The organism is Rhodococcus sp. SJ-2, from assembly GCF_053750035.1.
This window is the reverse complement of the sequence record NZ_CM132340.1, coordinates 1,289,458-1,313,235: the sequence shown is the minus strand read 5'-3', so window position 1 is coordinate 1,313,235 and position 23,778 is coordinate 1,289,458. Positions and strand designations below refer to the sequence as shown.

The window sequence follows — 23,778 nt, the reverse complement described above, 5'->3', positions numbered from 1 at the left end:
TCGCTGTGAGCATTCTTCGTACTCTCCGTGAGGACCTGCAGGCTGCGCGCGGCAACGATCCCGCCGCGCGCAGCGATGTGGAGAACGCGGTCGTGTACTCCGGTCTGCACGCGATCTGGTCGCACCGTGTCGCGCACCGGATGTGGGCGGTGCCCGCCTTGAAGGGCCCGGCACGGATCCTGTCGCAGTTCACTCGGTTCCTCACCGGAATCGAGATTCATCCCGGGGCGACGATCGGCCGGCGTTTCTTCATCGACCACGGCATGGGCGTGGTCATCGGTGAAACAGCGGAGATCGGTGACGACGTCATGCTGTATCACGGTGTGACGCTCGGCGGCCGGTCGCTCGCGAAGGAGAAACGGCATCCGACGCTCGGTGATCGCGTCACGGTTGGCGCAGGAGCGAAGGTTCTCGGACCTGTGGTGATCGGCGCCGACAGCGCGATCGGCGCGAATGCGGTCGTCACGCACGACGTCCCGGCCGATTCCATCGCCACGGGTATTCCCGCCACCGTCCGATCGCGGAAGAAGCATGAGCCCTTGGTGGATCCGACCACCTACATCGATCCGGCGATGTACATCTGAAGATGCAGCACCCCTGTTCGGCCGCAAAGACTGTGTCGCCGAACGGCATCGAGGGGGCGGTTGTGTGTGCTTCATCGAAGGAAAGCGCACACAACCGCCCCCTCGGCGGGGCCGGCGGTCAGTCCTGGTAGCCGGGCGGGTACAGCACCGACTTGGTCTCGCAGAACGCTTCGAGTCCTTCCGGGCCGTTCTCCCTGCCGATGCCGGAGTTCTTGTATCCACCGAACGGTGATCCGGGATCGAAGGCGTACCAGTTGATTCCGTACGTGCCCGTGCGGACACGCGAAGCGACCGCGAGGCCCTTCTCCACGTCAGTGGTGTACACCGATCCTGCGAGTCCGTAGTCGGAATCGTTCGCGATCTTGATGGCGTCGTCGACGCTGTCGTACGGGAGCACCGACAGGACCGGTCCGAAGATCTCTTCCCGGGCGATGGTCATCGAGTTGTCGACGTCGGCGAAAACCGTGGGTTCGACGAAGTAACCCTTGTCGAGGCCGGAAGGGCGGCCGCCACCGAGTACGAGGCGTGCCCCCTCTTCCACGCCCTTCTTGATGTAGTCCTCGACGCGGTCGCGTTGCTTCGCGGAGATCAGGGGGCCGAGCTGGGCGTTCTCGTCGGACGGCGGGCCGACGGGGAAGAACGCGGCGGTGGCGACGATCTTCTCGACCACCTCGTCGTACCGGGACCGCGGTGCGAGAATGCGGGTCTGGCCGACGCAGGCCTGCCCGGTGTTCATCAGACCGGACATGACGAGCATTGCGATGGTGGAGTCGAGATCGGCGTCCTCGAGGATGATTGCGGCAGACTTGCCGCCGAGTTCGAGCGAGCAGCGCTTGAGGTTGCGTGCGGCGATCTCGCCGATGTGCTTGCCCACGGCAGTGGACCCGGTGAAAGTGATCTTGTCGAGGTCCGGATGTGAGACGAGGTGTTCGCCGGTCTCCGCGCCTCCGGGCACCACCGACAGCACCCCTTCGGGGAGGCCTGCCTCGGCGAAGATCTCGGCGATCACGTTGACGGCCAGGGGGGATTCGGGTGCGGGCTTGAGGACCACGGTGCAACCGGCGAGCAGTGCCGGACCGAGTTTGTTGGCGCACAGGAACAGCGGTACATTCCACGCGATGACCGCGCCGACCACGCCGACGGGTTCGCGGGTGACTCGGGTGCGCCCGAACGAGCCGTTGCGTTCGTCGACCCAGGGAAACGAATCGGCCAGTCCTGCATAGAAATTCAGTGTCGCGAGTGACGGGGTCAGCTGCATCATCTGCACGGATGCGGCGGGCTGCCCCATCTCGGACGAAACGACCTCGGCGATCTGCGCGCCGCGCTCTTCGATGATCTTCGCGGCCTTGCCGATCACTGCTGCGCGCTCTGCCGGGCTCATCCGCGGCCACGGTCCGTCGTCGAACGCGGTGCGTGCCGCGGCGACTGCGGCGTCGACGTCCTTCGGTCCGGCGACGGGTACCGAGCCGACCCGTTCCTCCGTGGCCGGGGAGAACACCTCGAGCCTCTCGTCGGTCGACGGCGCCACCCACGTGCCACCGATGAACACCTTGTCGTAGTCGGTCATCATTCGCCCCTCTTCGGTTCACGCCGGATCACCCCGACACTAGAACACGTTCCACATTTTCGAAAGGGTCGATTCACGCTCACGGTGGCGCGGCGGCGCAGCGATGCCCACACTGGAAGATGCCGACCGTCAGGAGCAGACATGGCAGAGAACAATCCGTTCGGATTCGATCCCGACGACATCGACCGGGTAGTCCGTGAGGCAGGGGAAGAACTGCGCGAACTCAAGGACCGGGTCTTCGCATTTCTCGACCAGCCTGCCGCGCCGACGTCACGGCAGCAGCCGCGGCCGGAGACCACCGGCGAGGCCGGAGACGGCGTATGGGTCGTCTACACCGCAGACGCAGACGGTGTGGCCCGCATCGACCAGGTGTTCCCGTCGGAGCTCGAAGCGCTGCGCAGCCTCAAGGGCAACACCGACCCGGCGCGATCCACGCGATTCCTGCCATTCGGGATGAGCGTGAGCGTGCTCGACCGCCGGACGGACTCGACGACCGAGTGACCCGGACCGTGTGAGCCGGGCAAGGTCCGAGGTCAGCCGTGGCGGATGTACGACCGGAGCTGGTCGCGTTCGGCCTGTAGTTCGTCGATATGGCTCTTGACCACGTCGCCGATACTGACGATCCCCAGCAGCTTGCCGTCGACGACGACCGGCAGGTGCCGGATGCGTCGCTCGGTCATGGTCGCGGCCAGGCTGTCCACGCTGTCGGCGGGCCGGCATATTGCCACATCGACCGTCATGACCTCGGACGCCGCGGCGACAAGTATCGACGGACCTCGTTCGTGGAGCTGCCGGACGATGTCGCGCTCGGTGACGATTCCGACGACGTCGGTGCCGTCGACGACGACCATCGCGCCGATGTTGTGGCGCGCGAAATCTCCGATCAGCTCACAGACGGTGGTTCCAGGGGGAACCGTCTGCACCGCCGAACCCTTGTTCCGCAAAATTTCGGCAATCCTCATCGGATACCACCGATCCGTCCCACCGTGCTGGGCTTGTCGAGGTAGCGCTGGTCCAGTCAGGGTAGGTCCTCGGAACCCGTGCGCAGCCGTTTGGTTACCTACTCGTGACCATGGGCGAGCGCAGCGGCCCCGACGAGCGTTCCCAGTGCTCCCAACGATGCAGGCACGATTCGCAGTTCCTCGATGAACTCCAGCCGGGCCTGTCGCGCAGCAGACGCAAGCATCGGACGCCACAGCGGTCTTCCCGACTCCGCGAAGCCACCGCCGACGACGACGAGTGACACGTCTGTCAGCGCCGCCGCCGACGCGATGACCTGGCCCAGCGCCGTTCCTGCGCGTTCGAGCGCAGCTGCCGCGATTCCGTTGCCGTCCTGCGCTGCTGCCGCCAGTGCAGTGCCGTCCCGACCCTGCCAGCCGCGTGCCCTCGCCCACCCCACTGCAGCGGTCCCGCTGGCCACCGTCTCGATGCATCCCGAGCCGCCGCACGTGCACTTCTCGAAGCCGTACGCCGACACGATGTGGCCGATGTGACCGGCGTTCCCCGTGCGGCCGGATACGAGGCGACCGTCGAGGACGATGCCGCCGCCGATCCCGGTGCCGAGTACCACCCCGAGCAGATCGTCCGTTCCGCGCCCCGCGCCGAATCGATGCTCGGCCAATGTGGCGGCAGCGCCGTCGATCGCCAACGTGACACGCGCGCCGGGAAACACGCTGCGCACAGCCTCGACCAGCGGAAACTTCGAAGACCATTCGGGAATATTGATGGGGGAGACGGTGCCGCGGCGTGCGTCGACGGGCCCTGCCGCCGCGATCCCCACCGAGGTGATCGGCTCGGCTCCGGCCACCTCGCGCAACAGCGCGCCGCAGGCATCCCACACGCCGGTCTCGGGTACGGGCACGGTCTTCGGCTCGACGGGTGTTCCGTCGTCCGCCACGAATGCGGCGGCGAACTTCGTGCCGCCGACATCGAGAGCCAAGCCTGTCATGACGCGACTTCGGCCGATCCGCGGCGCCGCAGCACGAGCACCAGGTTGCTTACCAGGAACTCGCGTACCCCTGGCACTCGAACGAGCGGCCACGCCCACCGCGGATGGTACCGGGGGAACGCGGCGAGCAACTCACCGTCGGGGGTGGAGTGGGCCCACCCGAGACCGTCGGTGCAGCCCACTTCGAACAGCGACACACCGTATCGGTTCTTCGGTTCCTTCCCGTACTTCCTGGCGTAGCGACGCGCCGCGTACTCGCCGCCGAACGCGTGCCACGGGCCGGTCTCGTGCCCACCGAACGGGCCCCACCACAGCGTGTACGAGAGCACCATCAGCCCTCCGGGTCGTGTGACCCGCAACATCTCGTCGGCCATCACCCACGGCTGCGAAACATGTTCTGCGACATTCGACGACAAGCACACGTCCACCGACCCGGTGCGCAGCGGCAACGCGAGACCCGACCCGCGGACGGCGCCACCGACCTGCAGGCCGGCCGCGTGCATCTCGGACGGATCGGGCTCGATCGGCACGTAGCGCGATCCCACTTCGGCGAAGGCGTCGGCGAAGTAGCCGGGCCCGCCTCCGACATCGACGACGGTGGTGTCCGCGAGATTGTTCCCGGTCAGACCGGTGTAGAGGTCGTCGACGAGGTCGACGGTGTCGCGGGCCAGACCGCCGTAGAACTTGTCGGGTGCGGTCTGCTCGAACCGGAAACTACCGAGCAGACCGATGGAGCGCCGCAGGGTGGCACGGCGTTCGAACAGCCGCGTCACATGGGGGGCGGTCGTGGTCTTCGGGGGCACGTCGAACCACAGTAGTGCCCGTAGGGAACGCCGTCGTGCACCTGCATCGAGTGCGCACCCGCTAGTGTGTCCGTGACATCCACAGCGTCCATACGGGCGTGCGCCAGCTATCACCGGGGGGTAATCCGCGTGCGGGAGGTTCTGTTGCTCTGCTGGCGTGACAGCGGGCACCCGCAGGGAGGCGGCAGTGAGCGCTACCTCGAGCAGGTCGGCGCACAACTCGCCGCACGCGGTATCAAAGTCACCCTGCGCACCGCGTCGTATCCGGGCGCGAGCAAGCGCGACACCATCGACGGTATCGACGTCAGCCGCGGAGGCGGCCGTCTCGGTGTGTACCCCCGGGCTCTCGCTGCCATCGCCGCCGGGCGCCTCGGCTTCGGCCCCCTCAGGGGCATCCGCCCCGATGCAGTCATCGACACCCAGAACGGCATCCCCTTCTTCTCTCGGTTCGTTGCAGGCGCGCCCGTCACCGTGCTCGTGCACCATTGCCATCGCGAGCAGTGGCCCGTCGCGGGCCGTGCGATGGCGAAGCTGGGATGGTGGATCGAATCCACGTTGTCGCCGCGAGTGCACCGCAGCAACCAGTACCTGACGGTGTCGCTGCCGTCGTCCGACGAACTCCGGATGCTCGGTGTCGACCACGATCGCATCGCGGTGGTCCGCAACGGTGCCGACGCCATCCCGGCGGGTGTGACCCCGGGCGGCGATCACACCCGCACTGCGCACCCGAGCGTGTGCGTGCTGTCTCGGCTCGTGCCGCACAAACAGATCGAGGACGCACTCGGTGCGATCGCATCCTTGCGCGACCGCATTCCCGGCCTGCACCTCGACGTCGTCGGCGGTGGCTGGTGGGAGCAGAACCTGCGCGACGTCGCCGGGGAGCTGGGAATAGACGATGCCGTCACCTTCCACGGCCACGTCTCGGAAGACCGCAAGCACGAGGTGCTCGCACGGTCCTGGCTACACGTGATGCCGTCCCGCAAGGAGGGATGGGGACTTGCGGTGATCGAGGCTGCGCAGCACGGTGTCCCGACGATCGGATACCGCAGTTCGAAGGGCCTGACGGATTCGATCGTCGACGGTGTCACGGGTGTCCTCGTCGATTGCGCCGACGACCTCACCGCGGCCGTCGCGGAACTGCTCGGGAATTCCGAGCGTCGAACCGAGCTGGGCGACAAGGCCCGGATCCGGGCGGGTGAGTTCTCGTGGGAGGCCACCGGATCCGGTGTGCTCGCAGTGCTGACCGCCGTCGCGTCGGGGCAGCGGGCGTCAGGCCTGTTTCCCCGGATCACGCCGGAGGAGATCGGCGAGGGCGCCCAGCAGCTTCGATACGCGGGCGCGTAGACGAATTCCCAGCATGCCGGAAGCCCCGGCAGCCATCACCAGTATCAGCAGCAGGTGCGCGAGGATCGCCACGCTCCGACCGGACGTCTCCCGAACCCAGGCTCCGTCGACCTGATAGAGGGACAGATCGTCGTCGCTGTAGACCTGTGTGAGCCGGTCGAGGGTCTCCTCGGAACGGCCGTGGTCTCCGGGAGTGTCGTGCTGGACCAGGACCCAGCCGACGCCCCGAGCCGCCAGCTCGGACGGATCCGCACCGCCTTGCAGGAGTCGTTCGACGTCGACGGCACGTGCGCCCTCTCCCTCCACGGCGCCACCTTCGACGATGAGGGTTCCGGTCTGCAGCACGTCGGCACGCAGCATGCGGGGTGTCGGGTCGAGTACCGCCACGGGGCCGGAATGGTCGAATCGGCGGAACATGCCCATGGGCAGCACCGCGACGTCACCCTCGTTCGCGGTGACGATGCCCGCCACCTGTTGCCATCCGTCCGGATACCGGATCGGTCGCACGTGGCCGCCGACACCCCATGCGAGGTCGGGGAGCGCCCCGACCACGACGACGACCGCCAGCGCCGCCCACGCGATATCGCTGCGGGCTCGGCCGGGAGTGAAGTGCCGTCGCAATGCCCCGACTCCGGCGGCCGCGGCCACCGCGTAGAGCGGCATCGCGAGTGCCACCCACTTCTGGGTATCGCGCAGCAATCCGGCTCCGGGGACGTGCACCATCGCCCACTCCCCGAGTTGCAGACCCGCCGCGGTGGCGCCGAGAGCCGTGCCGAGCACGGCGACGACCGCGACGACAGCGAGAGCGAAGATCACCGGGTTGCGGCGCCTGCGCCACAGCGAGGGCAGTCCGGATGCAACGACGAGGAGCAGCAGCAGGGTCCCGATGAGTGCCCACGGCGTCGTGCGTGAGCCCGGTACCGCATCGGCATTCCAGATCCCGCCGAGGCCGGCGACCGACCCGATCGTGCCCAGCAGCGGCTCCGCTCTGGCCGCAAATGCGCTCACCCCTGCCGGATCGGCCTCGGTGCCGCCACCGGACAGGGCCGTTGCGACGAGCCATGGCGCCGATACCGCCACCGTCAGAGCGACGGCACCCGCGAGCCGCCCCACCCGAGATGCGCGGCCCCCGGGCATCGCGAGGACCACGACCGTGGTCGTCGCGGCGAGGAGCACACCGGTGGGCGTCAGTCCTGCCACCGAGAGCCAGAACGCGAGGGCCCACCAGCCACCACCCGTACGTCGACGTACCGCGACGGCCGCGCACACGACCCACGGCAACGCCGCGTAGCCCGCGAGGAGACTCCAATGTCCCTGCAACAACCGTTCACCGACGTACGGGTTCCAGATCGCGACGGTCGCGGCCGCCACCTGCGGGGGGACCCCGGCGCCGGGTAGGAGAACCGAAACGAGCCGCGCCGCGCCGAATCCCGCCGCCCACAGTGATGCAGCGAGTAGGGCCGTCACGGCGACACCACCGTCGACGACAGTCGTCACCCACGCGAGCAACGCATCCTGGGGGACCGCCCGCGCCGCGGCGTCGGACAGCCCCAGCGCCGAATCGGTGAGATACGAACGGGGCGTGCTCACCGCGTCGCGCAGCAGGAGATAGCCGCGTGAGGTGAACATCGGACCGAGCACGACGACGGTGAGTGCCAGCGACCACAGCGCAGGCACGAACGTCGGCGCAGGAGCCGACGGGGATGTCGTCGTGCGCTCGCGGTGCAAACCCCGTATGGACATGGCCGCAGACTACGGTGCGCACGGGTGCAAGGATGGGCGGATGCCGCCACAGAACACGCTGCGCCGTTCCGGGACCGGCACCGCGGTGGCCGGGATGACGATGGTGACCGTGGGTGCCATGATCGCCAACATCGCGTCCTACCTGCTGCATCTGCCCGCCGGGCGGTGGCTGGGTCCCGCAGGCTACGGGGAGTTCGCGAGCCTGCTGGCAGCCCAGCTGGTGCTCGCGGTGCCTGCGCTGGCATTGCAGACCGTCATTGCGCGTGAAGCCGTGCACGGAATGGGCACCGCGGTTTTGCGTCGACTCGGCTACCGATGCGCACTGATCGCCGCCGCTGTCGCTGTGGTTCTCGTACCGGTGGTGTCGTGGGCACTGGAAACGAGCATTGCGGGCGCATTCGGGTCGCTGGTGACGGCGCCTCTGCTGGTGCTCCTCGCGACCGAACAGGGACTGTTGCAGGGGCGTGCCCGGTTCGCGGCGCTGAGCGTCGTTCTCGCTGCTGCCGGAATTGCAAAGGTCGTCCCTGCCGTCGCGGTGCTTGCCGGTGGCGGCGGTCCGGGACCTGCGCTGCTCGCAGGCGCGGCGGGTACGGGCATCGTGGCGATGGCCACGGCGGTGTTCGTCGGTCGCAGCGAACCCGGACCTGTCAGTGAGGTCGCGGAGGCGCCGACCCGCATACCCGGAGCGGCCGCGGTGTTGCGCGCATCGCAGGTCCAGCTCGCGTTGATCGCGCTGACGTCGCTCGATCTGATGCTCGCGCGGATACTGCTCGATGCCGACTCGGCCGGCCTCTACGCGCTCGGGGCGGTCGCGACGAAGGTCGCGTTCTGGTTGCCGCAGGCCGTAGGCGTGGTGTTGTACCCGCGGATGGCGAACCCGGCGGAGTCGGCCTCTGCGGTGCGTTCGGCGCTCGCGGTCCTCGTCGGTCTCGGCGCGGCGCTCGTCGCGGCAGCAGCGATCTGCGCGCCCCTCGTGCCCATTCTCGTCGGCGACGCCTACGAGCCCGTCCAGTCCCTACTGTGGTTGTTCGCGCTGCAGGGTGCGTGCCTCGCGGTGCTGCAGGGCGCGTTGCTGTCCGCGATTGCCGGGGATCGCACCGCGCCGGCCGCTGTTGCGTGGGTGGGCCTTGCTGTCGAAGCCGTGCTGATGGCGACGATCGCGTCGACCGTGGAGCAGTTCGTCGCGGTGGCCGTCGGCGTCGCAGGCGTTACGGCAGCGGTGGTGTCGGTGCTCGCTGTCCGCGGGGCATCCGCGGCGACGAAGTCATCTCGGCTCGAACATGCGAACGCCGCCCCGCACCGTGAGGTGTGAGGCGGCGTTCGTTCGGCCTTGATCAGTCCTGAGTGGGGGGCTTGTTCAGGTCTGTGCGGGGAATTTCCTGCGTCTGGTCGGTGGTCCAGTCGCGCTGCTCCGGCTCCTGAGGGAGATCGGAGCGCGGAATGACCTCGGTGCGGTCGTCCGTGAAGTCGCGCTGAGTGTCGGCGGCATGCGCACCACCTGCACCGGCAGCTGCGGCCGAGGCCGGACCTGCGGGAGCCGGGCGCCCAGTCGCTGCGGCACGGCGACCACCGCTACCACCGCGGAGACCGAGGACGAAGCCGACGATCAACAGGATGACGCCGAGGATTCCGGCGATGATCGGCAGGGTCTTACCGAAGAGCGACAGCTGGTCCTGACCGTCGCGTGCCTGCTCGAGCTGGAACTCGATGGTCGGTTCGTCGAACGGCAGCGTCACGTCGAGGACGGTCACCTCGGGGGTGTTCGCCTCGCGTGCGTAGTACTGGTCCTGCTGTTCCTGACCCTTGACGACGACACCGGTGATCGGGTCGACCCACAGGTCTCGGACGTTGTTGTACCAGCGGGTCATCTCGACAGGCTCGTCGCCTTCACCGACGCCCCATGTCGAGGCGGGAAGCTCCAGCTTGTAGGTCGGAGAGCTCGGGTCGGCCTCCGACATGTCGACCGGGCCGATCTCGTGCTTGAAGTGGTAGACAGGCATGCCGTTGATCTCTTCCTCACCGATGAAGTCGATGGGGAAGGTCTCACGTGCATTGATGTCGTAGTACGGGTACGACTCCTGCTTGACGTCGAAGGGGAACTTGTACTGAAGGCCTTCGCGGTTGTCGATCTCCTCGCCCGGTGAATCCGCAGATGTCTGGATCGTGCTCACCCGATCGGGGTACTCCTCCTTCGACACCGGCATCGACGACACCCGGTCGATCGTGAGGCGGTCGACGGTCGCGGACACGAGTCCGGTATCGCCCTGCATATCGAGGCGGCGCACCGTCTGACCGGCCTGGAGCGTCATGATCTCGCTGTCGGCCGGATCCTCGACGGTCACGAAGCGCTGGGCCACAATCGGGACGTCGGTATCGACCTGAGCGTTACCGGCGAGCAGCGCACGCGAATTCAGAATGTCGCCGGTGCCTTCGGCGACCGTCGTCACCTCGAGGTCGAGCGGCGTCTTCTTCAGCTTCCCGACTGTGTACGTCGGGATCAGAATTGCGATGGCCAGGAGGAATGCTCCCAGGCCCACCAGAATCATCGCCAGTATCCGGCCCGAGCTGGAACGCTCAGCCATGCTGTTTCTCCTCACTCAACGGTTTCATCGAGTACCCCCACCGGCAGCAGGGCTGCACGGATCGCCTGGCATCCGACCCGCGAACACCACGTGAGCCCAGACACTAACAGTCCGGGGTTCGGTGATGCGCGCCCGCACGCCGGGGTGCCCACACTTCTCGTATCGGGCACTACACGGCACACTGGTCGCCGATGACCGCTCTCAACATTCCGTCCCGCTCCGCGTCGGGTTTTCTCCCCGCGCTGGAAGGTATGCGAGGTATTGCCGCCGTAGGCGTGCTCATCACTCATGTCGCATTCCAGACCGGAGCGGTTCACGACCCCTGGCTCGGCAGGGTGTGGGGCCGATTGGATCTCGCGGTGGCCTTGTTCTTCGCACTGTCGGGTTTCCTGTTGTGGCGCCCGCATGCGGCTGCGGCACGCGAGGAAACCGATCCTCCGTCGACTCGCCGCTACTTCTTCTCGCGCGCGGCCCGGATCCTGCCGGCCTACTGGGTGGCGGTGATCCTCATCCTGTGGCTGCTGCCCGGCGCGGGGGGTGGGCCGACGGTGTGGTGGGCCAATCTCGCGCTGGTGCAGGTGTTCGTTCCGCTGACCCTCACCGAAGGACTGACCCAGATGTGGAGTCTGTCGGTGGAGGTGGCCTTCTATCTCGTGTTGCCGCTGCTCGCGTGGTCGGTCAGCGGTCTGCGCGGTCACGCTGCCCGCTTCCGGATTCCGGTCCTGCTCGGCGCGGCCGTGTTGTCGCTGGCGTGGGTGTGGGTACCCGTGTCCACGCAGGACCACATCAACCACGACAACTGGCTGCCCGGTTACCTGCCGTGGTTCGCAGCAGGCATGATCCTTGCCGAACTTGCCGCGCACCCCCCGACGTGGATGCATCGCCTCGCCGCGAAGCGGCACATCATGGCGATCGCGGCACTCGTTGCGTTCGGTCTCGCGACGACACCGCTCGCAGGCCCGACAACCCTCACCACTCTCGAACCGTGGGAGTACAACGGCAAGATCGTGCTGGGCGCTCTCGTCAGTTTCGCGTTGCTGGCTCCGCTCGTGCTCGCGCCGCGCACCGAACACCGCATCCTCGCGAGTCCCCTCGCGCTGACGATCGGTCGCTGGTCCTACGGAATCTTCATCTGGCATCTCGCCGTGCTTGCGGTCGTCCTGCCGGTGTTCGGCATTCCCGCGTTCCAGGGACGCTTCTGGTTCGTGCTGACCGTGACGGTCGTGCTGAGTGTCGCGGTGGCGTCCGTGAGCTACGCGTTCGTCGAAGAACCTGCGCGACGGACGTTCCGTCGCTGGGAACGCCGCCACCAGAACTCGGGTACCTCCACAGCGCGGGCCGCCGCGACACCGACTGCGACCAATCCGACCAGCGCCGCGAACTGAATCAGGTACGAATGTCCGACGTAGCCGTCGGGTGAGCGCCACGGCCCCGTCGACAGCAAGGCCATCGCGAGCATCGTCGACCCACCTGCGATGCCGACGAGCATCCGCGACGCGGTCGTCGGACCCCGACGCGCGGCCACGGCGATGGCACCTGCTGTGCCGACGGCCGTCACTGCGATCCCCGCAGCGCCGGCTACGACGAAGGAGGCGAGTGCGACCCCGATGAGCGCAGCGGTCGTCGAATGCCACGTCCGCGGTGCGGGACCGGGGTCGGGTACAGGGCGGCGGCGGGGCAGGAACGCGAGTGCGAACAACGGAATCAGCAGCAGAAGACCCCCGAAGATCCCCAGGCGATACCAGCGGTCGGTCGCGAATTCGAGGGTGACGGTGCCTTCCGTTCCCGCGGGCACGATCCAGCCCTGCTGCCATCCGTCCGCGACGAGCGGCGTCAGCTCGGTGCCGTCCGGCGCGGACGCGACCCATCCGACGTTCGTGCTCTCCGGCACCACGATCAGCTGATCGGAGTCGGACGCAGGCACGTGCAGTTCACGCAGGTTCTCCGTCCACGTCCCCATCTCGAGTTCCACAGGGTCGGTACGCGGGGGTTCCGTCCCCACCAGAGGCAACTGCAGACTCGACGCCACGAAGGCGGTGCCCGGCTCGACGTCCACATCGACCCGGCCCGCACGCATCCCGGCCGCGTCCGTGTCGCACAGGGTCGCAGGCACTTCCGCGCCTTCCGCGAGGTCGCGGACGGTCCCGGTCACCGAGGTGCGGTAGTCGCGGCCGTCGATCGTGATCACCGGTCCGGTGTCGCACCCGATCGTGACCACGCGGTCGTAGACCGGATCCTGCGCCCCGATCGGACCGTTCTCACCGACAACGGTGATCTCGGCGAGGCCCGGGGGTGTCTCTTTCGAGAACCCGAGGATCGTGCGATCGATCGTGTCGACGTGATCGACGATGGTGATCTGCACTTCGTCGGTGAGGTGCGGGGTCACCTCGATCGCCGTGCCGCCGGCACCGAATGTCGCGGTGGAATCCTCGTCGAGTTCCCGGACCTGCGGACCGTTTCCGAGGTTCACCGCGACCCGGGTGGGCGCGGCGGGGAGCGCCCCCAGCGAGGTTGCGAGATCGAGACCCGTCACCACCTGCGGCGACGGCAATTCGAGGGTCAGGGTGGGATGCTGCGCCCCGGGCTCGAGCGAACTCTCCTCCGCGGTCCACGACGTTCGCGGGTCACCGTCGGTGGCGGCGAACGCGGAGCCTTGAAGGTCCACCACGTCTGCAGCGCCGCGGGCGACGACCCGATCGGATCGGTCGATCAGGTCGTCGAGTGCCGGCCCAGGGCGGGCGCGCACCCACAACTGCGGCGTCACCCACGACTCCGTCGGAACGTTCAGGGTGCGGGTGAACAGGTTCGGTTCCTCCGGCGCGGTCGCCAGGCCGAACGCGCACCGCACCCGGTCGGGCGTGTCGATGCAACTACCGCGACCCGGGAACTCCTGCCGGAGATCCCATCCGCGCACAGAGGTCCCGTCGGCGGGGCTGGGCACGACGATGCGCCGCCGTATGTCGAGGAACTGCGGGTCGGAGCGGTCGGTGTGGTCTTCGAGCGCGACCTCGGACAGTCCGAACTGGTTGCCGCGGCTACCTCCCTCGGCGTACGTCGCGGTGATCCGGATCCACGTCGTCGTGCCCAGCGGCAACGCCACGGTCTGGGGGGTGCCGGGCTTCTCGACGCGGACGGCGGTGCTTCCCCGGTCGGTGGTCACTTCGAGCCATTTCACGGGCGCACCCAATGCACCCGAACTTGTCGTCAGGTGCAGGATGCCCGCGTCGATCGGGGCGTCGAGGTCGAGCTGCAGCCATTGCCCGATCGCGGATTCGAGTCCGTTGCTGTGCCAGCCGGTGGTGGGGTCACCATCGATCGCTGCCGCAGGACCACTGCCGACCGATGTTCCGCCGAGCTGCGTGGCGTCCGACGCCGCGCTCGACACGCTGATGCGTGCTCCGTCCCATTGGGCCTGCACGAGTTCGGTGCCGGGCACGGGATAGTCGGGTACCAGGTTGTGAGTGCGTCGCTCGTCGCCGTCGGCGCGGATCGTCGACGAATGGTGGTCGACCTGTCCGTAATCGGTTTCCCGGTCGGTGGGGGTGTCCGTCACGGTGAGGGCGTCAGGCTCTCGTCCCGCGCGTGCGCTGTCGGCTGCGAACACTCGCGGACCCACATGGCTGGGGTCGGTGGTGTTCAGGCTCAGCAGCGACTCGGGTCCGCCCTGCACGACGGGCACCGACGCGGCGTCGACCACGTACGGTCCGACAGGGGCGTCTGCAGGCTCCCCGACCCGGTAGATCTCGACAGCCCGATACACCGGACGCAGATCGGCGTCGGCGACGATGTCGTCGGGCAGGACGCGTTCGATCTCCGAGCCGAACTCGGCGACCCGTTCGATGCCCGGGGACCCTTCGACGGCCCGATGCACCAGCGCCGGACGTGCCGCGGGCGAGGTGTCGGGATCGAGGTCGTTGCGCACCACCAGGTAGCCGATACCCATGCTGCGCAGCGTCGCCGCGAGCCCGGGCGAGGGACGGCCGTCGGCGATGAGTCGCTGCACGGAGTCGAGGGCACGGATCGCACCCGGCGGCACCAACGGCACCGCGTCGCGTGAAGCCCACGGTGTGGACGCGAGAGCCTGGATCGGTTCGTCGCGGGTCAGACCCCAGATCTGGCTTCCGAACGGTGCTCCGGGCAGGACCAGGGCGCGCTCGCCGCGTTCGTCGGTGTGCTCGTCGAGCCACTGTGCGGTCTCGTGCCAGTATTCGGGCACTTCGTCGTATGCCCCGCGCGGTGCGAGTTTCCCGGTCCACGCGAGCGACGTCGCGAGTGTGGCAGCGATGAGCACCAGGGTGGAGAAGGCGAGCATCGGGTTGCGTTCGGGATGTGCAAATGCGGTGCGGGCGCGGCGCCACGGCACCGAACCGGGCAACGGCACCCAACGCAGCAGATGCGCCAGTCCCAGGACGAGTGGAAGCCGCACGAGCGGCTCGAGTTTGTGCACGTTGCGTAGCGGCGCGCCCGTGGAATCGAGGAACAGCCGGACCTGTTCGGCAAACGGGGAACTCAACTCGCCGACGTATCCCGCGCCGAGACCCGCGACACCGACGAACAGGATCAGCGTCCACCGGCCGCGCCCGGGCATCGTGCGCATTGCCAGACCCGCGAGACCGGCGGCGGCGAGCAGTCCGGTGACGAGCACCGCGGCGGGCTGGGTGACCAGCACGGCACCGGCGATGCGTTCCGGCGACACGAACGGCGTCCAGCTGCTGGTGCCGCGCAGCACCTCGGCCAGCGACGTCCATTCGGTCGTCACCCCGGATGACTCGATGAAATCCAGGAAAGGAGGACTGACCTTGCCCAGGAGCAGCAGCGGCACCATCCACCACGTCACCGCCACCACACACAGCGGCAGCCACCACACGGTGAAACGCCACCAGCGTCGATTCGGCCGGTGCGCGATCCACCACAGGGCCGCGACGAGGCATGCCGCAGCGGTGGCGACGGCATTGATCGCGCCCACCAGCGCGACGGCGACGGCGGACTGCGCAGCGAGAACACGGTGCGAGCGCGCATCCCGACCGTTGAGATAGCGCACCACGGGCAGCAGCACCCACGGCGCGAGCATCAGCGGGTGTGCTTCCGACGAGATGGATCCGAGGGTCGTCAGGACGCGCGGCGACAACACGAACACGGTCGCCGCGATCACCCGCGAGCCACGGCTGCCGATTCCGAGTGCTTCGGCGAGCCGGACAAGACCCCAGAAACCCGCCACGAGCAGCAGCGCCCACCACAGACGCTGCGTGATCCACGGAGGAATGTGCAGAACCTGCCCGAGAGCGAAGAACGAACCGTGCGGGAAGAAGTACCCGTACGCCTGGTTCTGTACCTGTCCGAGCGGTGCCACGCTGCTCCACTGGTGGGCGGCGCGCGTGAGGAAACCGACCGGGTTCTGCGTCAGGTCGTATTTGGTGTCGGCAACGATCAGGCCGGGGACTTGCGCGAACGAAAGGACGAACGCGACGGCGGTGACGACATACAGCCACCGCCGCGACAGTGGTTCCGCGTTCGGTGAAGACTCGGCGGCGGAAGGTTCCGCAGCGCCGCGCGTACGTGAACTCGAAGCGTTGCCGGCGCCGTCAGCGGCTGCCGTACTCAACCTGGTTCAAGAGGGACGAATCAGCGTTGCCGCTGCGATCGATCTCGGGACGAGAGTTCTCGGATACCGCAGCCGTGACTCCGAAGACGGCGACCGCGCCGACGACGACACCGGCCACCGCGCTGATCAAGCCTGGTCCCAGGAACTTCCCCATGCCCAACTCCCCATCATCGATCGACTCACGTCGTTTGGTTCCGCGTCAAGGTATCACCCCGGATAGCGGAGACGGTGCCAGCGCACCGTCCGAACCGCTCAGAGTCCGATGGTGCCCAGCAGTGTGCGCAGCTTCGCGGTGGTCTCGGCCAGTTCGTCGTCGGGGTCCGACTCCGCGACGATGCCGCCACCGGCCCATGCGACGGCTCGCAGCCCATCGGCGCTGAGCTCGGCGCAGCGGATCGCGACGAGCCAGTCGCCGTCGCCGTTCGAGTCGCACCAGCCGACCGCGCCACCGTAGAAGCGGCGGTCGCCTTCCGTTGCCCTGATCGTCGCGAGAGCCACCTCGGTGGGTGTCCCCGCGACCGCAGGTGTCGGGTGGAGGGCTGCGGCAACGGAGATCGCGTCGGTGCCCGGATCGCGCAGTGTTCCGATGATCGGGGTAGCGAGGTGCCACACATCCGGAGTCGAAGTCAGTTCGGGTCCGGCGGGGATGTCGAGGTCGCGGCACAATGGGCCGAGCCGCGCCCGGATCCAGTCGATGACGAACGCGTGCTCGGCTCTGTTCTTCGATGACGTCAGTAGCTCGTCACCGGCCTTGCGGTCGGTATCCGGATCGGTGTGCCGAGCGGCGGTGCCGGCGAGCGGACGACACGTCACGGTCTCGCCGCGCACGCTGACCAGCAGTTCCGGGGTCGCGCCGACGAGAGTGTGGCCCCAGTAACGTTCTTCTGCGGCACTGAGATCGAGTGCGTAGGTCGTCGCGTCCGGGTGACGGTCGATCATCCGCGCGGCCAACGCCAACGGGTCGATCGGTTCGTCGGCCTCCAGTGCCACGCGGCGGGCAGCGACCACTTTGTCGAACTCGCCGAGTTCGAGCCGCTCGATGAGTGACCGCACCCGCGCGACATGAACGCGGGGCAGGGGGATCTGCGCGGTCATCCGCACCGCAGGCAGATCGGGGAGGCCTGCGGGGGGCTGCCACGGCCCGTCGGTGATATCGACGGTCTCGGGTTCGGTCAGCGCGACCGCCCGGTCCGGGTTGAACGGCAGGGCTCCGGCGATCAGATCGGCCTTGCCTCGACGCAGAGCCGTCGACGCCGCGGTGACATCGGAGAACAGACGCCGCGTTCCGACGGCGTGTACAGAGCGATCGGCGCGCGAGAGCAGGAATCCGTCCATGGTCAGACGACGATATCGCCCGCACAGCGTTGTCCATGTAGTGCGGGGCGATTCTGTGATGTGAGCGTCAGCGGCCGGGCGGGACGATCAGGACCGGCCGGTGGCTGTGGCGGAGTACGTGGTCGGCGACCGAGGACTGCAGCAGCGAACGGAGCCCTGTCGTGCCGCGAGTGCCGGTGACGATGATGTCGACGTCCAACTCGTCGGCGGCCTCGATGATCGCCGCCCACACCGCGTTGACGACCTCGACGGTGCGGCCCTCGGCATGCAGGCCGAGCGAGTTGGCGAGCTCGAGACCCTCCCGGTTGGTCACTTTCGCGTCGGAGAGGGCAACGTCTTCATTCTCTTCGTCGGGCACCCACTCCGGCTGCATCACACCCGACAGCCCGGACATCCGCGCGGCCTGGCGGACCATCGGCTCCCACGCGGTGACGACGATGGCACGGCACGATTCGAGGAAGCGACCCGCGTATTGCACGGCGCGCTTGGAATTCTCGGATCCGTCGTAGGCGATGAGGATCAGGTCTGCGGCCAACGTGCACTCCTCCAGGTCGTGTACGTGAAAGCTCTCGTATGGCGGTGGTTGGCTGCACGATACCCCGCTCAGCGGGTGGTGGGGAGGTCCCTCACGTGAGTCGACTACCGTCGAGGATCATGCAGATCCGACACAGCCTCGCCGTCGCGCTCACCTCGGCACTCGCGGTCACGGCCTGCGGCGCAGGCGACACCGCCGACGCTCCGTCAGCGAAGCCGTCCGTGACGGCGCAATCGACGGCTGATCAGTCGTCGGCGGCACTGCAGTCCTCTGCGACGGCTGCGTCGGCCACCCCGGCCGCGGTGTGCGGCGACGAACTGCTCGCGTCGCTGTCCCTGCGCCAGAAGCTCGCACAGCTGCTCAACGTCGGTGTCACCGGTGCTGACGATGCGCTCGCGATGATCCAGGCAGAACAGATCGGCGGAATTTTCGTCGGCAGCTGGACGGACCCGGCAATGCTCTCCGAACGCCAGATCCCGGGGGTGGTGGCGCAGAGCCCGCTGCCGCTGATGGTGACGATCGACGAAGAAGGCGGCCGCGTGTCGCGGGTCGGGGAACTGCTCGGCCCCGATCCGTCGGCGCGTGTCGCCGCGCAGACCATGACTGTCGACGAGACCTACCGGATGGCGCTCGAACGGGGACAGGAACTGCGTGAGCTCGGCATCACCGTGGACTACGCCCCCGACGTCGACGTGAGCAGTCAGCCCGACAACTCCGTGATCGGCGACCGCTCCTTTTCCGACGATCCGGCCGTGGTGACCGACTACGCCGGGGCGTATGCGCGAGGGCTGCAGGACGCGGGCATCATGCCGGTGCTCAAGCATTTCCCCGGACACGGCTCGGCGTCGGGTGATTCGCACACCGGTGCCGTGACCACCCCACCGCTCGATGAACTCGTCGCGAAGGATCTCGTTCCTTATCGGGAACTCGTCTCGCCCGATGTCGCGGTGATGCTCGGCCATCTCGATGTTCCCGGCCTGACCGACGGTCTGCCCGCGAGTATCAGCCCCGCGGCGGTGGAGTTGTTGCGCACGGGCACCGGTTACGGCGGCTCTCCGTTCGACGGCATGATCTTCACCGACGATCTCTCGGGGATGCAGGCGATCACCGACTCCTACCCGATCACCGAGGCGGTCGAAGCCGCATTGGTCGCAGGTGTCGACCAGGCGTTGTGGCTGACCACCGATCAGGTTCCGGCGGTTCTCGACCACCTCGAACAATCGGTGGTCTCGGGTGATCTGCCTGCGGCGCAGGTCGACGAGTCGGTGCGCACGGTCGCGCGTGCCAAGGGCGCGCTCGACTGCTGAACGCTTCGATCGAGCGGTGGATTCCGATTCCCTACCGTAGAGTAAGAAACTGTTCGTCACGTAGGTGTTGGAGGAGTCATGGCCGGCGGTACCAAGCGACTGCCCCGTGCGGTGCGGGAGCAGCAGATGCTCGACGCCGCGGTGGATGTGTTCTCCGAAAACGGTTTTCACGACACGTCGATGGATGCGATCGCAGCGCGCGCAGCGATCTCGAAGCCGATGCTCTACCTCTACTACGGGTCGAAGGACGAACTGTTCGCCGCGTGCATCAGCCGGGAGGGGCAGGCGTTCGTCGAGGCTCTCAAGCCCGCGGGCGACCTGTCGCTGTCGCCGCGCGAACAATTGCGCGTGGCACTCGAGTCGTTCCTCGGATTCGTCGACGCCCACCGCAACTCGTGGATGGTGCTCTACCGTCAGGCATTCGGACAGCAGGCGTTCGCGGGGCAGGTGCAGAACAGCCGCGACCAGCTGATCGAGCTCACCGCGCATCTCCTCGAATCCAGCACACGCGACCCGGAGCCCGGAACCGACTTCCAGATCATGGCGGTCGCGCTCGTCGGTGCGGGTGAAGCCGTCGCCGATCGTGTCGCGGGCGGTGAGATCGAGGTCGAGAAGGCCGCCGACCTGCTCGAGAACCTCGCGTGGCGCGGTCTTGCAGGAAAGAAGAGGTCCGACCAGCAGGGCTGATCGGACCTCATCTTTCGGAATGTGTGCCGGGACGCCCCCATCGCGCCCCGGCACACAGGGTCTGGAGCACACCGAAACTCAGCGCAGGGTCGCGGTGAGGTGCGGGTACTGCTTCTTCGGGTGCCGTACCGCCAGATCCCAACCGCCGCTATCTCCGTCATGCTGCGCATAGACACTCAGCGACGACGGCAAGAGCACCGGCTTACCGAACCGCACCGAGTAGGTGACCTTCCCGGGGATCCGGCCCTCCACCGCCGACAGTGTGGCTGCAGCCGTCCACATGCCGTGCGCAATGGACTTCGGGAACCCGAAGGCCTTGGCGCCCAGCGACGATACGTGGATCGGATTGCGATCACCCGATACCGACGCGTACTTGTCGATCGTCTTCTGGTCGACGCGCAGCGTGGAGGTGGGAACTGCGGGGATCTCCTCGGTCTTCGGTTCCGGCTTCGGCTCACCCGAGAGTGACGTGCGCTGCTGGTGCAAGAACGTCGAGGTCTGACGCCACACCGTCTCGCGTCCCACATTGACGTCAGTGACGAGATCGACGAGCAGGCCCTTGCGATGTTCACGCATGTTCTCGGCGCGCACACGCAGATCGAGAGGCTCGGTTGCCGAGATCGGCCTCATCTGCTCGATCACGTTCTCGGCGTGGACCGAGCCGATCGCGGCGAACGGAAATCCCTTCGACACCATCAGTTTCATCACGAGCGGGAACGTGAGAATGAACGGGTAGGTCAGCGGCAGAGTGTCGCCGAAGCGCAGTCCGCACACTTTCGCGTACTCGGCGAGGTTGTCGGGATCGACCCGCAGCCCGCGGAGGACGAGCGTGTCGTCGGGCAACCTATCGCCGGAGGCTCCCACGACCGGCAGCGCCGAAAGCACGGCGCGTCCGTAGACGTCGAGGATCGACGGGCTCCCCGTCAGTTCGATCTCGCTCATCAAGCCCCCAGCATGGACTGGCCGCAGACGCGCACGACCTGCCCGGTGACGGCGCTCGACGCGGGATTCGCGAACCATGCCACGGTCTCCGCGACGTCGACGGTCTCGCCGCCCTGGCTCAGCGAACTCATCAAGCGGCCTCCTTCGCGGGTCGCGAGCGGAATTGCGGCGGTCATCGCGGTCTCGATGAATCCCGGCGCAACAGCGTTGATGGTGATGTTCTTCTTCGCGAGCACGGGCGCGGTGGCCTGTACGAGGCCGATGACGCCTGCCTTCGATGCGCCGTAGTTGGTCTGGCCGCGGTTGCCCGCGATGCCTGCGATCGACGACACGTCGATCACCCGGCCGCCCTCCGCGAGTGCGCCCTTCTCGACGAGGACCTCGGTGATCTTCTGCGGGGCAATGAGGTTCACGGCCATTACGGAGCTCCACCTGCTGTCGTCCATGTTGGCGAGCAGCTTGTCGCGGGTGATGCCTGCGTTGTGCACGATGATGTCGGCGCCGCCGTGTCGTTCGAGCAGGTGCGCGGCGAGCTTGTCACCCGCGTCGGGCGCGGTGACGTCGAGCGGGAAGGACGTGCCACCCACGCGGTTCGCGGTCTGCGACAGCGCCTCACCGGCAGCCGGCACATCCGCGGCGATGACTGTTGCGCCGTCGCGGGCGAGGACTTCGGCGATCGTCGCGCCGATGCCACGCGCGGCGCCGGTGACGACTGCGACCTTGCCTGCGAGCGGCTTGTCCCACGACGCGGGAGCAGTGGCGTCGCCGTCACCGACCCGGACGACCTGGCCGTCGACGAACGCGGACTTGGCGGAAAGCAGGAAACGGAGCGTCGACTCGACACCGGACAGGCCGGTCGAGGCCTTCGGTGAGACGTAGACGAGTTGGATGGTGGCGCCGCGACGGAGTTCCTTGCCGAGGCTGCGGGTGAAGCCTTCGAGGGCGCGCTGCGCGATCTGCTCGTCGACGGACGCCGCTTCCTCGGGTGTGGTACCGAGAACGACGACACGCCCACTGGGGGCGAGGCCACGGATGGCCGGCTGGAAGAACGTGAAGAGTTGTTCGAGACCCGCGGCGTCGCTGATGCCGGTAGCGTCGAACACGAGAGCACCGAACTCGGTGTCGGCAGGGTCGGCGAGCGGGTAGTCGTGCAGCAGCGTGCGGATCGGTTCCACCAGGCGGCCATTGCCGCCGACGAGGACGGGCCCCGGCAATGCGGGCTCACCGGGCTGGTAGCGGCGAAGCTTCTCGGGCTGTGGCAGACCGAACTGCTTCGCGAGGAAAGAGCCGGGTGCGGACGAGATGAGCTGGGAATAGAGCTTGGGGGCGCCCTTGGCGTCAGCCACGTTTCCACCTTCTTCGAATTCGGTCGTCGATGCTGTAGTCGACAACTAACTTACTCCTGAGTAAGAATAGTAGCCACAGTTCGAGTCCATCTGAATGCGGGAGATACCAGTGACCACCAATGCCCGATCCACGCAGCAGCGTCATATCGCGCGTTCCACGCAGCCGCGTCGTGTCGCCGTCCTCGGTGGCAACCGGATCCCGTTCGCGCGTTCCGACCGCAAGTACGCACGCGCGTCCAACCAGGACATGTTCACCGCGACCCTCGACGGTCTCGTCAGCCGCTTCAACCTGCAGGGCGAGCGCCTCGGCGCCGTCGTGGGCGGGGCGGTGCTCAAGCACAGCCGCGACTTCAACCTCGTCCGTGAAAGCGTGCTCGGCAGTGCCCTGAGCCCCTACACCCCCGCGTGGGACCTGCAGCAGGCATGCGGCACCGGCCTGCAGTCGATCGTCTCGGTCGGCGACGCGATCGCGGCCGGCCGCATCGAAGCCGGCATCGGTGGCGGCGTCGACACCACCTCGGACGCCCCGATCGCGGTGAGCAACCCGCTGCGCGAATTCCTGCTCTCGCTCAACCGCGCACGCACGACCGCCGATCGGGTCAAGCTGCTCGGCAACGTGCGTCCGTCGATGCTCGGCATCGAGATTCCGCGCAACGGCGAGCCGCGCACCGGTCTGTCGATGGGGGAGCACGCTGCCATCACCGCCAAGGAATTCGGTGTCCGTCGCGAAGACCAGGACGAACTCGCCGTCGCGAGCCACCGCAATATGGCCGCCGCCTACGATCGCGGATTCTTCGACGACCTCGTCACCCCGTTCCTCGGGCTCACCCGCGACGACAACCTGCGCCCTGATTCGTCGGTCGAGAAGCTGTCGACGTTGAAGCCGGTCTTCGGCAACAAACTCGGCGACGCCACGATGACGGCGGGTAACTCGACCCCGCTCACCGATGGTGCGTCGGCGGCCCTGCTGTCGACCGAGGAATGGGCGGCCGAGCGCAATCTGCCGGTCCTCGCGTACCTCGTCGACTCCGAGACCGCCGCCGTCGACTACGTGCACGGCGGCGACGGACTGCTCATGGCACCTACCTACGCCATCCCGCGGCTGCTGGAGCGCAACGGCCTCACCTTGCAGGACTTCGATTTCTACGAAATCCATGAGGCCTTCGCGTCGGTGGTCCTCGCCACACTGCAGGCGTTCGAATCGAAGGAGTACTGCACCCAGCGACTCGGCCTCGACGCTCCGCTCGGCTCGATCGACCGCAGCAAGCTCAATGTCAACGGATCCTCACTCGCGGCGGGCCACCCGTTCGCCGCGACCGGCGGCCGTATCGTTGCTGCTCTCGCAAAGATGCTGCACGAGAAGAAGCAGGAGACGGGCAAGCCCGTTCGCGGCCTCATCTCGATCTGCGCTGCCGGTGGCCAGGGCGTGACGGCCATCCTCGAAGCGTGACGT

At 67.6% G+C, this 23,778-nt stretch carries 19 protein-coding genes and 1 pseudogene; 8 read left to right on the top strand and 12 right to left on the bottom strand.

The window, feature by feature from the left end:
- Nucleotides 1-5: 5 nt before the first annotated feature.
- Nucleotides 6-584: a serine O-acetyltransferase EpsC gene (epsC, locus tag ACSYG9_RS05935; protein WP_440126261.1), complete on the top strand. Its 579-nt coding sequence runs from the start codon at nucleotides 6-8 to the stop codon at nucleotides 582-584.
- Nucleotides 585-702: 118 nt separating this feature from the next.
- Here epsC and ACSYG9_RS05930 read toward each other — a convergent pair whose 3' ends face one another.
- On the bottom strand, nucleotides 703-2,151 hold the full coding sequence (locus ACSYG9_RS05930; RefSeq protein ID WP_454842888.1) for an aldehyde dehydrogenase: 1,449 nt from the start codon (nucleotides 2,149-2,151) through the stop codon (nucleotides 703-705).
- Nucleotides 2,152-2,292: 141 nt separating this feature from the next.
- Between ACSYG9_RS05930 and ACSYG9_RS05925 the strand changes: the two genes are divergently transcribed.
- Nucleotides 2,293-2,652: a hypothetical protein gene (locus ACSYG9_RS05925; protein ID WP_440126260.1), complete on the top strand. Its 360-nt coding sequence runs from the start codon at nucleotides 2,293-2,295 to the stop codon at nucleotides 2,650-2,652.
- A gap of 32 nt (nucleotides 2,653-2,684) precedes the next feature.
- Here the strand turns inward: ACSYG9_RS05925 and ACSYG9_RS05920 are convergent, their stop codons facing one another.
- From ACSYG9_RS05920 to ACSYG9_RS05910, 3 genes are all read right to left on the bottom strand, one after another.
- Complete coding sequence (locus ACSYG9_RS05920) at nucleotides 2,685-3,113, bottom strand: CBS domain-containing protein (RefSeq protein WP_440126259.1); 429 nt, start codon at nucleotides 3,111-3,113, stop codon at nucleotides 2,685-2,687.
- 98 nt (nucleotides 3,114-3,211) lie between these two features.
- The gene (locus ACSYG9_RS05915; protein ID WP_440126258.1) at nucleotides 3,212-4,099 is read right to left on the bottom strand and encodes an ROK family protein; all 888 of its coding nucleotides are present in this window, start codon (nucleotides 4,097-4,099) and stop codon (nucleotides 3,212-3,214) included.
- Nucleotides 4,096-4,872: a methyltransferase domain-containing protein gene (locus ACSYG9_RS05910; RefSeq protein ID WP_440127550.1), complete on the bottom strand. Its 777-nt coding sequence runs from the start codon at nucleotides 4,870-4,872 to the stop codon at nucleotides 4,096-4,098. Before ACSYG9_RS05910 ends, ACSYG9_RS05915 begins: the two co-directional genes overlap by 4 nt.
- 159 nt (nucleotides 4,873-5,031) lie before the next feature.
- On the opposite strand from ACSYG9_RS05910, the gene ACSYG9_RS05905 reads away from it, so the two are divergent.
- Nucleotides 5,032-6,246, top strand: a complete 1,215-nt coding sequence (locus ACSYG9_RS05905) for a glycosyltransferase (protein ID WP_440126257.1) — start codon at nucleotides 5,032-5,034, stop codon at nucleotides 6,244-6,246.
- On the opposite strand, the gene ACSYG9_RS05900 is transcribed toward ACSYG9_RS05905, so the two are convergent.
- Nucleotides 6,172-7,989: a hypothetical protein gene (locus tag ACSYG9_RS05900; RefSeq protein WP_440126256.1), complete on the bottom strand. Its 1,818-nt coding sequence runs from the start codon at nucleotides 7,987-7,989 to the stop codon at nucleotides 6,172-6,174. The genes ACSYG9_RS05905 and ACSYG9_RS05900 overlap by 75 nt on opposite strands.
- 40 nt (nucleotides 7,990-8,029) lie before the next feature.
- Here ACSYG9_RS05900 and ACSYG9_RS05895 point away from each other — a divergent pair, with 40 nt between their 5' ends.
- A complete protein-coding gene (locus ACSYG9_RS05895) occupies nucleotides 8,030-9,301 on the top strand; it encodes a polysaccharide biosynthesis protein (protein ID WP_440126255.1) in 1,272 nt (423 codons plus the stop codon).
- 22 nt (nucleotides 9,302-9,323) lie between these two features.
- Here ACSYG9_RS05895 and ACSYG9_RS05890 read toward each other — a convergent pair whose 3' ends face one another.
- On the bottom strand, nucleotides 9,324-10,571 hold the full coding sequence (locus ACSYG9_RS05890) for a DUF3068 domain-containing protein (protein WP_440126254.1): 1,248 nt from the start codon (nucleotides 10,569-10,571) through the stop codon (nucleotides 9,324-9,326).
- A 191-nt stretch (nucleotides 10,572-10,762) separates the two neighbouring features.
- Between ACSYG9_RS05890 and ACSYG9_RS05885 the strand changes: the two are divergent.
- Nucleotides 10,763-11,755 (top strand): annotated as a pseudogene (locus ACSYG9_RS05885) (acyltransferase family protein); the annotation flags it as partial.
- Nucleotides 11,756-11,823: 68 nt separating this feature from the next.
- Here the strand turns inward: ACSYG9_RS05885 and ACSYG9_RS05880 are convergent.
- The 4 genes from ACSYG9_RS05880 to ACSYG9_RS05865 all read right to left on the bottom strand — a co-directional run bounded on the left by ACSYG9_RS05880 (nucleotide 11,824) and on the right by ACSYG9_RS05865 (nucleotide 18,043).
- A complete protein-coding gene (locus tag ACSYG9_RS05880) occupies nucleotides 11,824-16,173 on the bottom strand; it encodes an alpha-(1->3)-arabinofuranosyltransferase domain-containing protein (protein WP_454841564.1) in 4,350 nt (1,449 codons plus the stop codon).
- Nucleotides 16,154-16,327 (bottom strand): DUF2613 domain-containing protein, encoded by a 174-nt coding sequence (locus ACSYG9_RS05875; RefSeq protein ID WP_169687267.1) that lies wholly within the window; start codon nucleotides 16,325-16,327, stop codon nucleotides 16,154-16,156. The genes ACSYG9_RS05880 and ACSYG9_RS05875 overlap by 20 nt, the downstream gene beginning before the upstream one ends.
- Nucleotides 16,328-16,425: 98 nt before the next feature.
- Entirely contained in the window at nucleotides 16,426-17,508 is a 1,083-nt protein-coding gene (locus ACSYG9_RS05870) for an isochorismate synthase (RefSeq protein ID WP_454841562.1), read from the bottom strand.
- Nucleotides 17,509-17,575: 67 nt separating this feature from the next.
- Nucleotides 17,576-18,043 (bottom strand): universal stress protein, encoded by a 468-nt coding sequence (locus ACSYG9_RS05865; protein ID WP_054718659.1) that lies wholly within the window; start codon nucleotides 18,041-18,043, stop codon nucleotides 17,576-17,578.
- A 119-nt stretch (nucleotides 18,044-18,162) separates the two neighbouring features.
- Here ACSYG9_RS05865 and ACSYG9_RS05860 point away from each other — a divergent pair, with 119 nt between their 5' ends.
- Entirely contained in the window at nucleotides 18,163-19,350 is a 1,188-nt protein-coding gene (locus tag ACSYG9_RS05860; protein WP_454841561.1) for a glycoside hydrolase family 3 N-terminal domain-containing protein, read from the top strand.
- Nucleotides 19,351-19,428: 78 nt separating this feature from the next.
- Entirely contained in the window at nucleotides 19,429-20,037 is a 609-nt protein-coding gene (locus ACSYG9_RS05855; protein WP_169687263.1) for a TetR/AcrR family transcriptional regulator, read from the top strand.
- 78 nt (nucleotides 20,038-20,115) lie between these two features.
- On the opposite strand, the gene ACSYG9_RS05850 is transcribed toward ACSYG9_RS05855, so the two are convergent.
- Nucleotides 20,116-20,979, bottom strand: a complete 864-nt coding sequence (locus ACSYG9_RS05850) for a MaoC/PaaZ C-terminal domain-containing protein (protein WP_454841560.1) — start codon at nucleotides 20,977-20,979, stop codon at nucleotides 20,116-20,118.
- A complete protein-coding gene (locus ACSYG9_RS05845; protein ID WP_454841559.1) occupies nucleotides 20,979-22,325 on the bottom strand; it encodes a 3-oxoacyl-ACP reductase in 1,347 nt (448 codons plus the stop codon). Before ACSYG9_RS05845 ends, ACSYG9_RS05850 begins: the two co-directional genes overlap by 1 nt.
- 94 nt (nucleotides 22,326-22,419) lie before the next feature.
- Here ACSYG9_RS05845 and ACSYG9_RS05840 point away from each other — a divergent pair, with 94 nt between their 5' ends.
- On the top strand, nucleotides 22,420-23,775 hold the full coding sequence (locus ACSYG9_RS05840) for an acetyl-CoA C-acetyltransferase (protein WP_440126248.1): 1,356 nt from the start codon (nucleotides 22,420-22,422) through the stop codon (nucleotides 23,773-23,775).
- The last annotated feature ends 3 nt before the right edge of the window (nucleotides 23,776-23,778 follow it).

Excerpts from the sequence above, each read along its gene's own strand:
- ACSYG9_RS05930 (WP_454842888.1), bottom strand. The coding sequence starts at position 2,151 with ATGACCGACTACGACAAGGTGTTCATCGGTGGCACGTGGGTGGCGCCG.
- ACSYG9_RS05925 (WP_440126260.1), top strand. The coding sequence starts at position 2,293 with ATGGCAGAGAACAATCCGTTCGGATTCGATCCCGACGACATCGACCGG.
- ACSYG9_RS05920 (WP_440126259.1), bottom strand. The coding sequence starts at position 3,113 with ATGAGGATTGCCGAAATTTTGCGGAACAAGGGTTCGGCGGTGCAGACG.
- ACSYG9_RS05915 (WP_440126258.1), bottom strand. The coding sequence starts at position 4,099 with ATGACAGGCTTGGCTCTCGATGTCGGCGGCACGAAGTTCGCCGCCGCA.
- ACSYG9_RS05900 (WP_440126256.1), bottom strand. The coding sequence starts at position 7,989 with ATGTCCATACGGGGTTTGCACCGCGAGCGCACGACGACATCCCCGTCG.
- ACSYG9_RS05895 (WP_440126255.1), top strand. The coding sequence starts at position 8,030 with ATGCCGCCACAGAACACGCTGCGCCGTTCCGGGACCGGCACCGCGGTG.
- ACSYG9_RS05890 (WP_440126254.1), bottom strand. The coding sequence starts at position 10,571 with ATGGCTGAGCGTTCCAGCTCGGGCCGGATACTGGCGATGATTCTGGTG.
- ACSYG9_RS05875 (WP_169687267.1), bottom strand. The coding sequence starts at position 16,327 with ATGGGGAAGTTCCTGGGACCAGGCTTGATCAGCGCGGTGGCCGGTGTC.
- ACSYG9_RS05870 (WP_454841562.1), bottom strand. The coding sequence starts at position 17,508 with ATGGACGGATTCCTGCTCTCGCGCGCCGATCGCTCTGTACACGCCGTC.
- ACSYG9_RS05860 (WP_454841561.1), top strand. The coding sequence starts at position 18,163 with ATGCAGATCCGACACAGCCTCGCCGTCGCGCTCACCTCGGCACTCGCG.
- ACSYG9_RS05855 (WP_169687263.1), top strand. The coding sequence starts at position 19,429 with ATGGCCGGCGGTACCAAGCGACTGCCCCGTGCGGTGCGGGAGCAGCAG.
- ACSYG9_RS05850 (WP_454841560.1), bottom strand. The coding sequence starts at position 20,979 with ATGAGCGAGATCGAACTGACGGGGAGCCCGTCGATCCTCGACGTCTAC.
- ACSYG9_RS05840 (WP_440126248.1), top strand. The coding sequence starts at position 22,420 with ATGCGGGAGATACCAGTGACCACCAATGCCCGATCCACGCAGCAGCGT.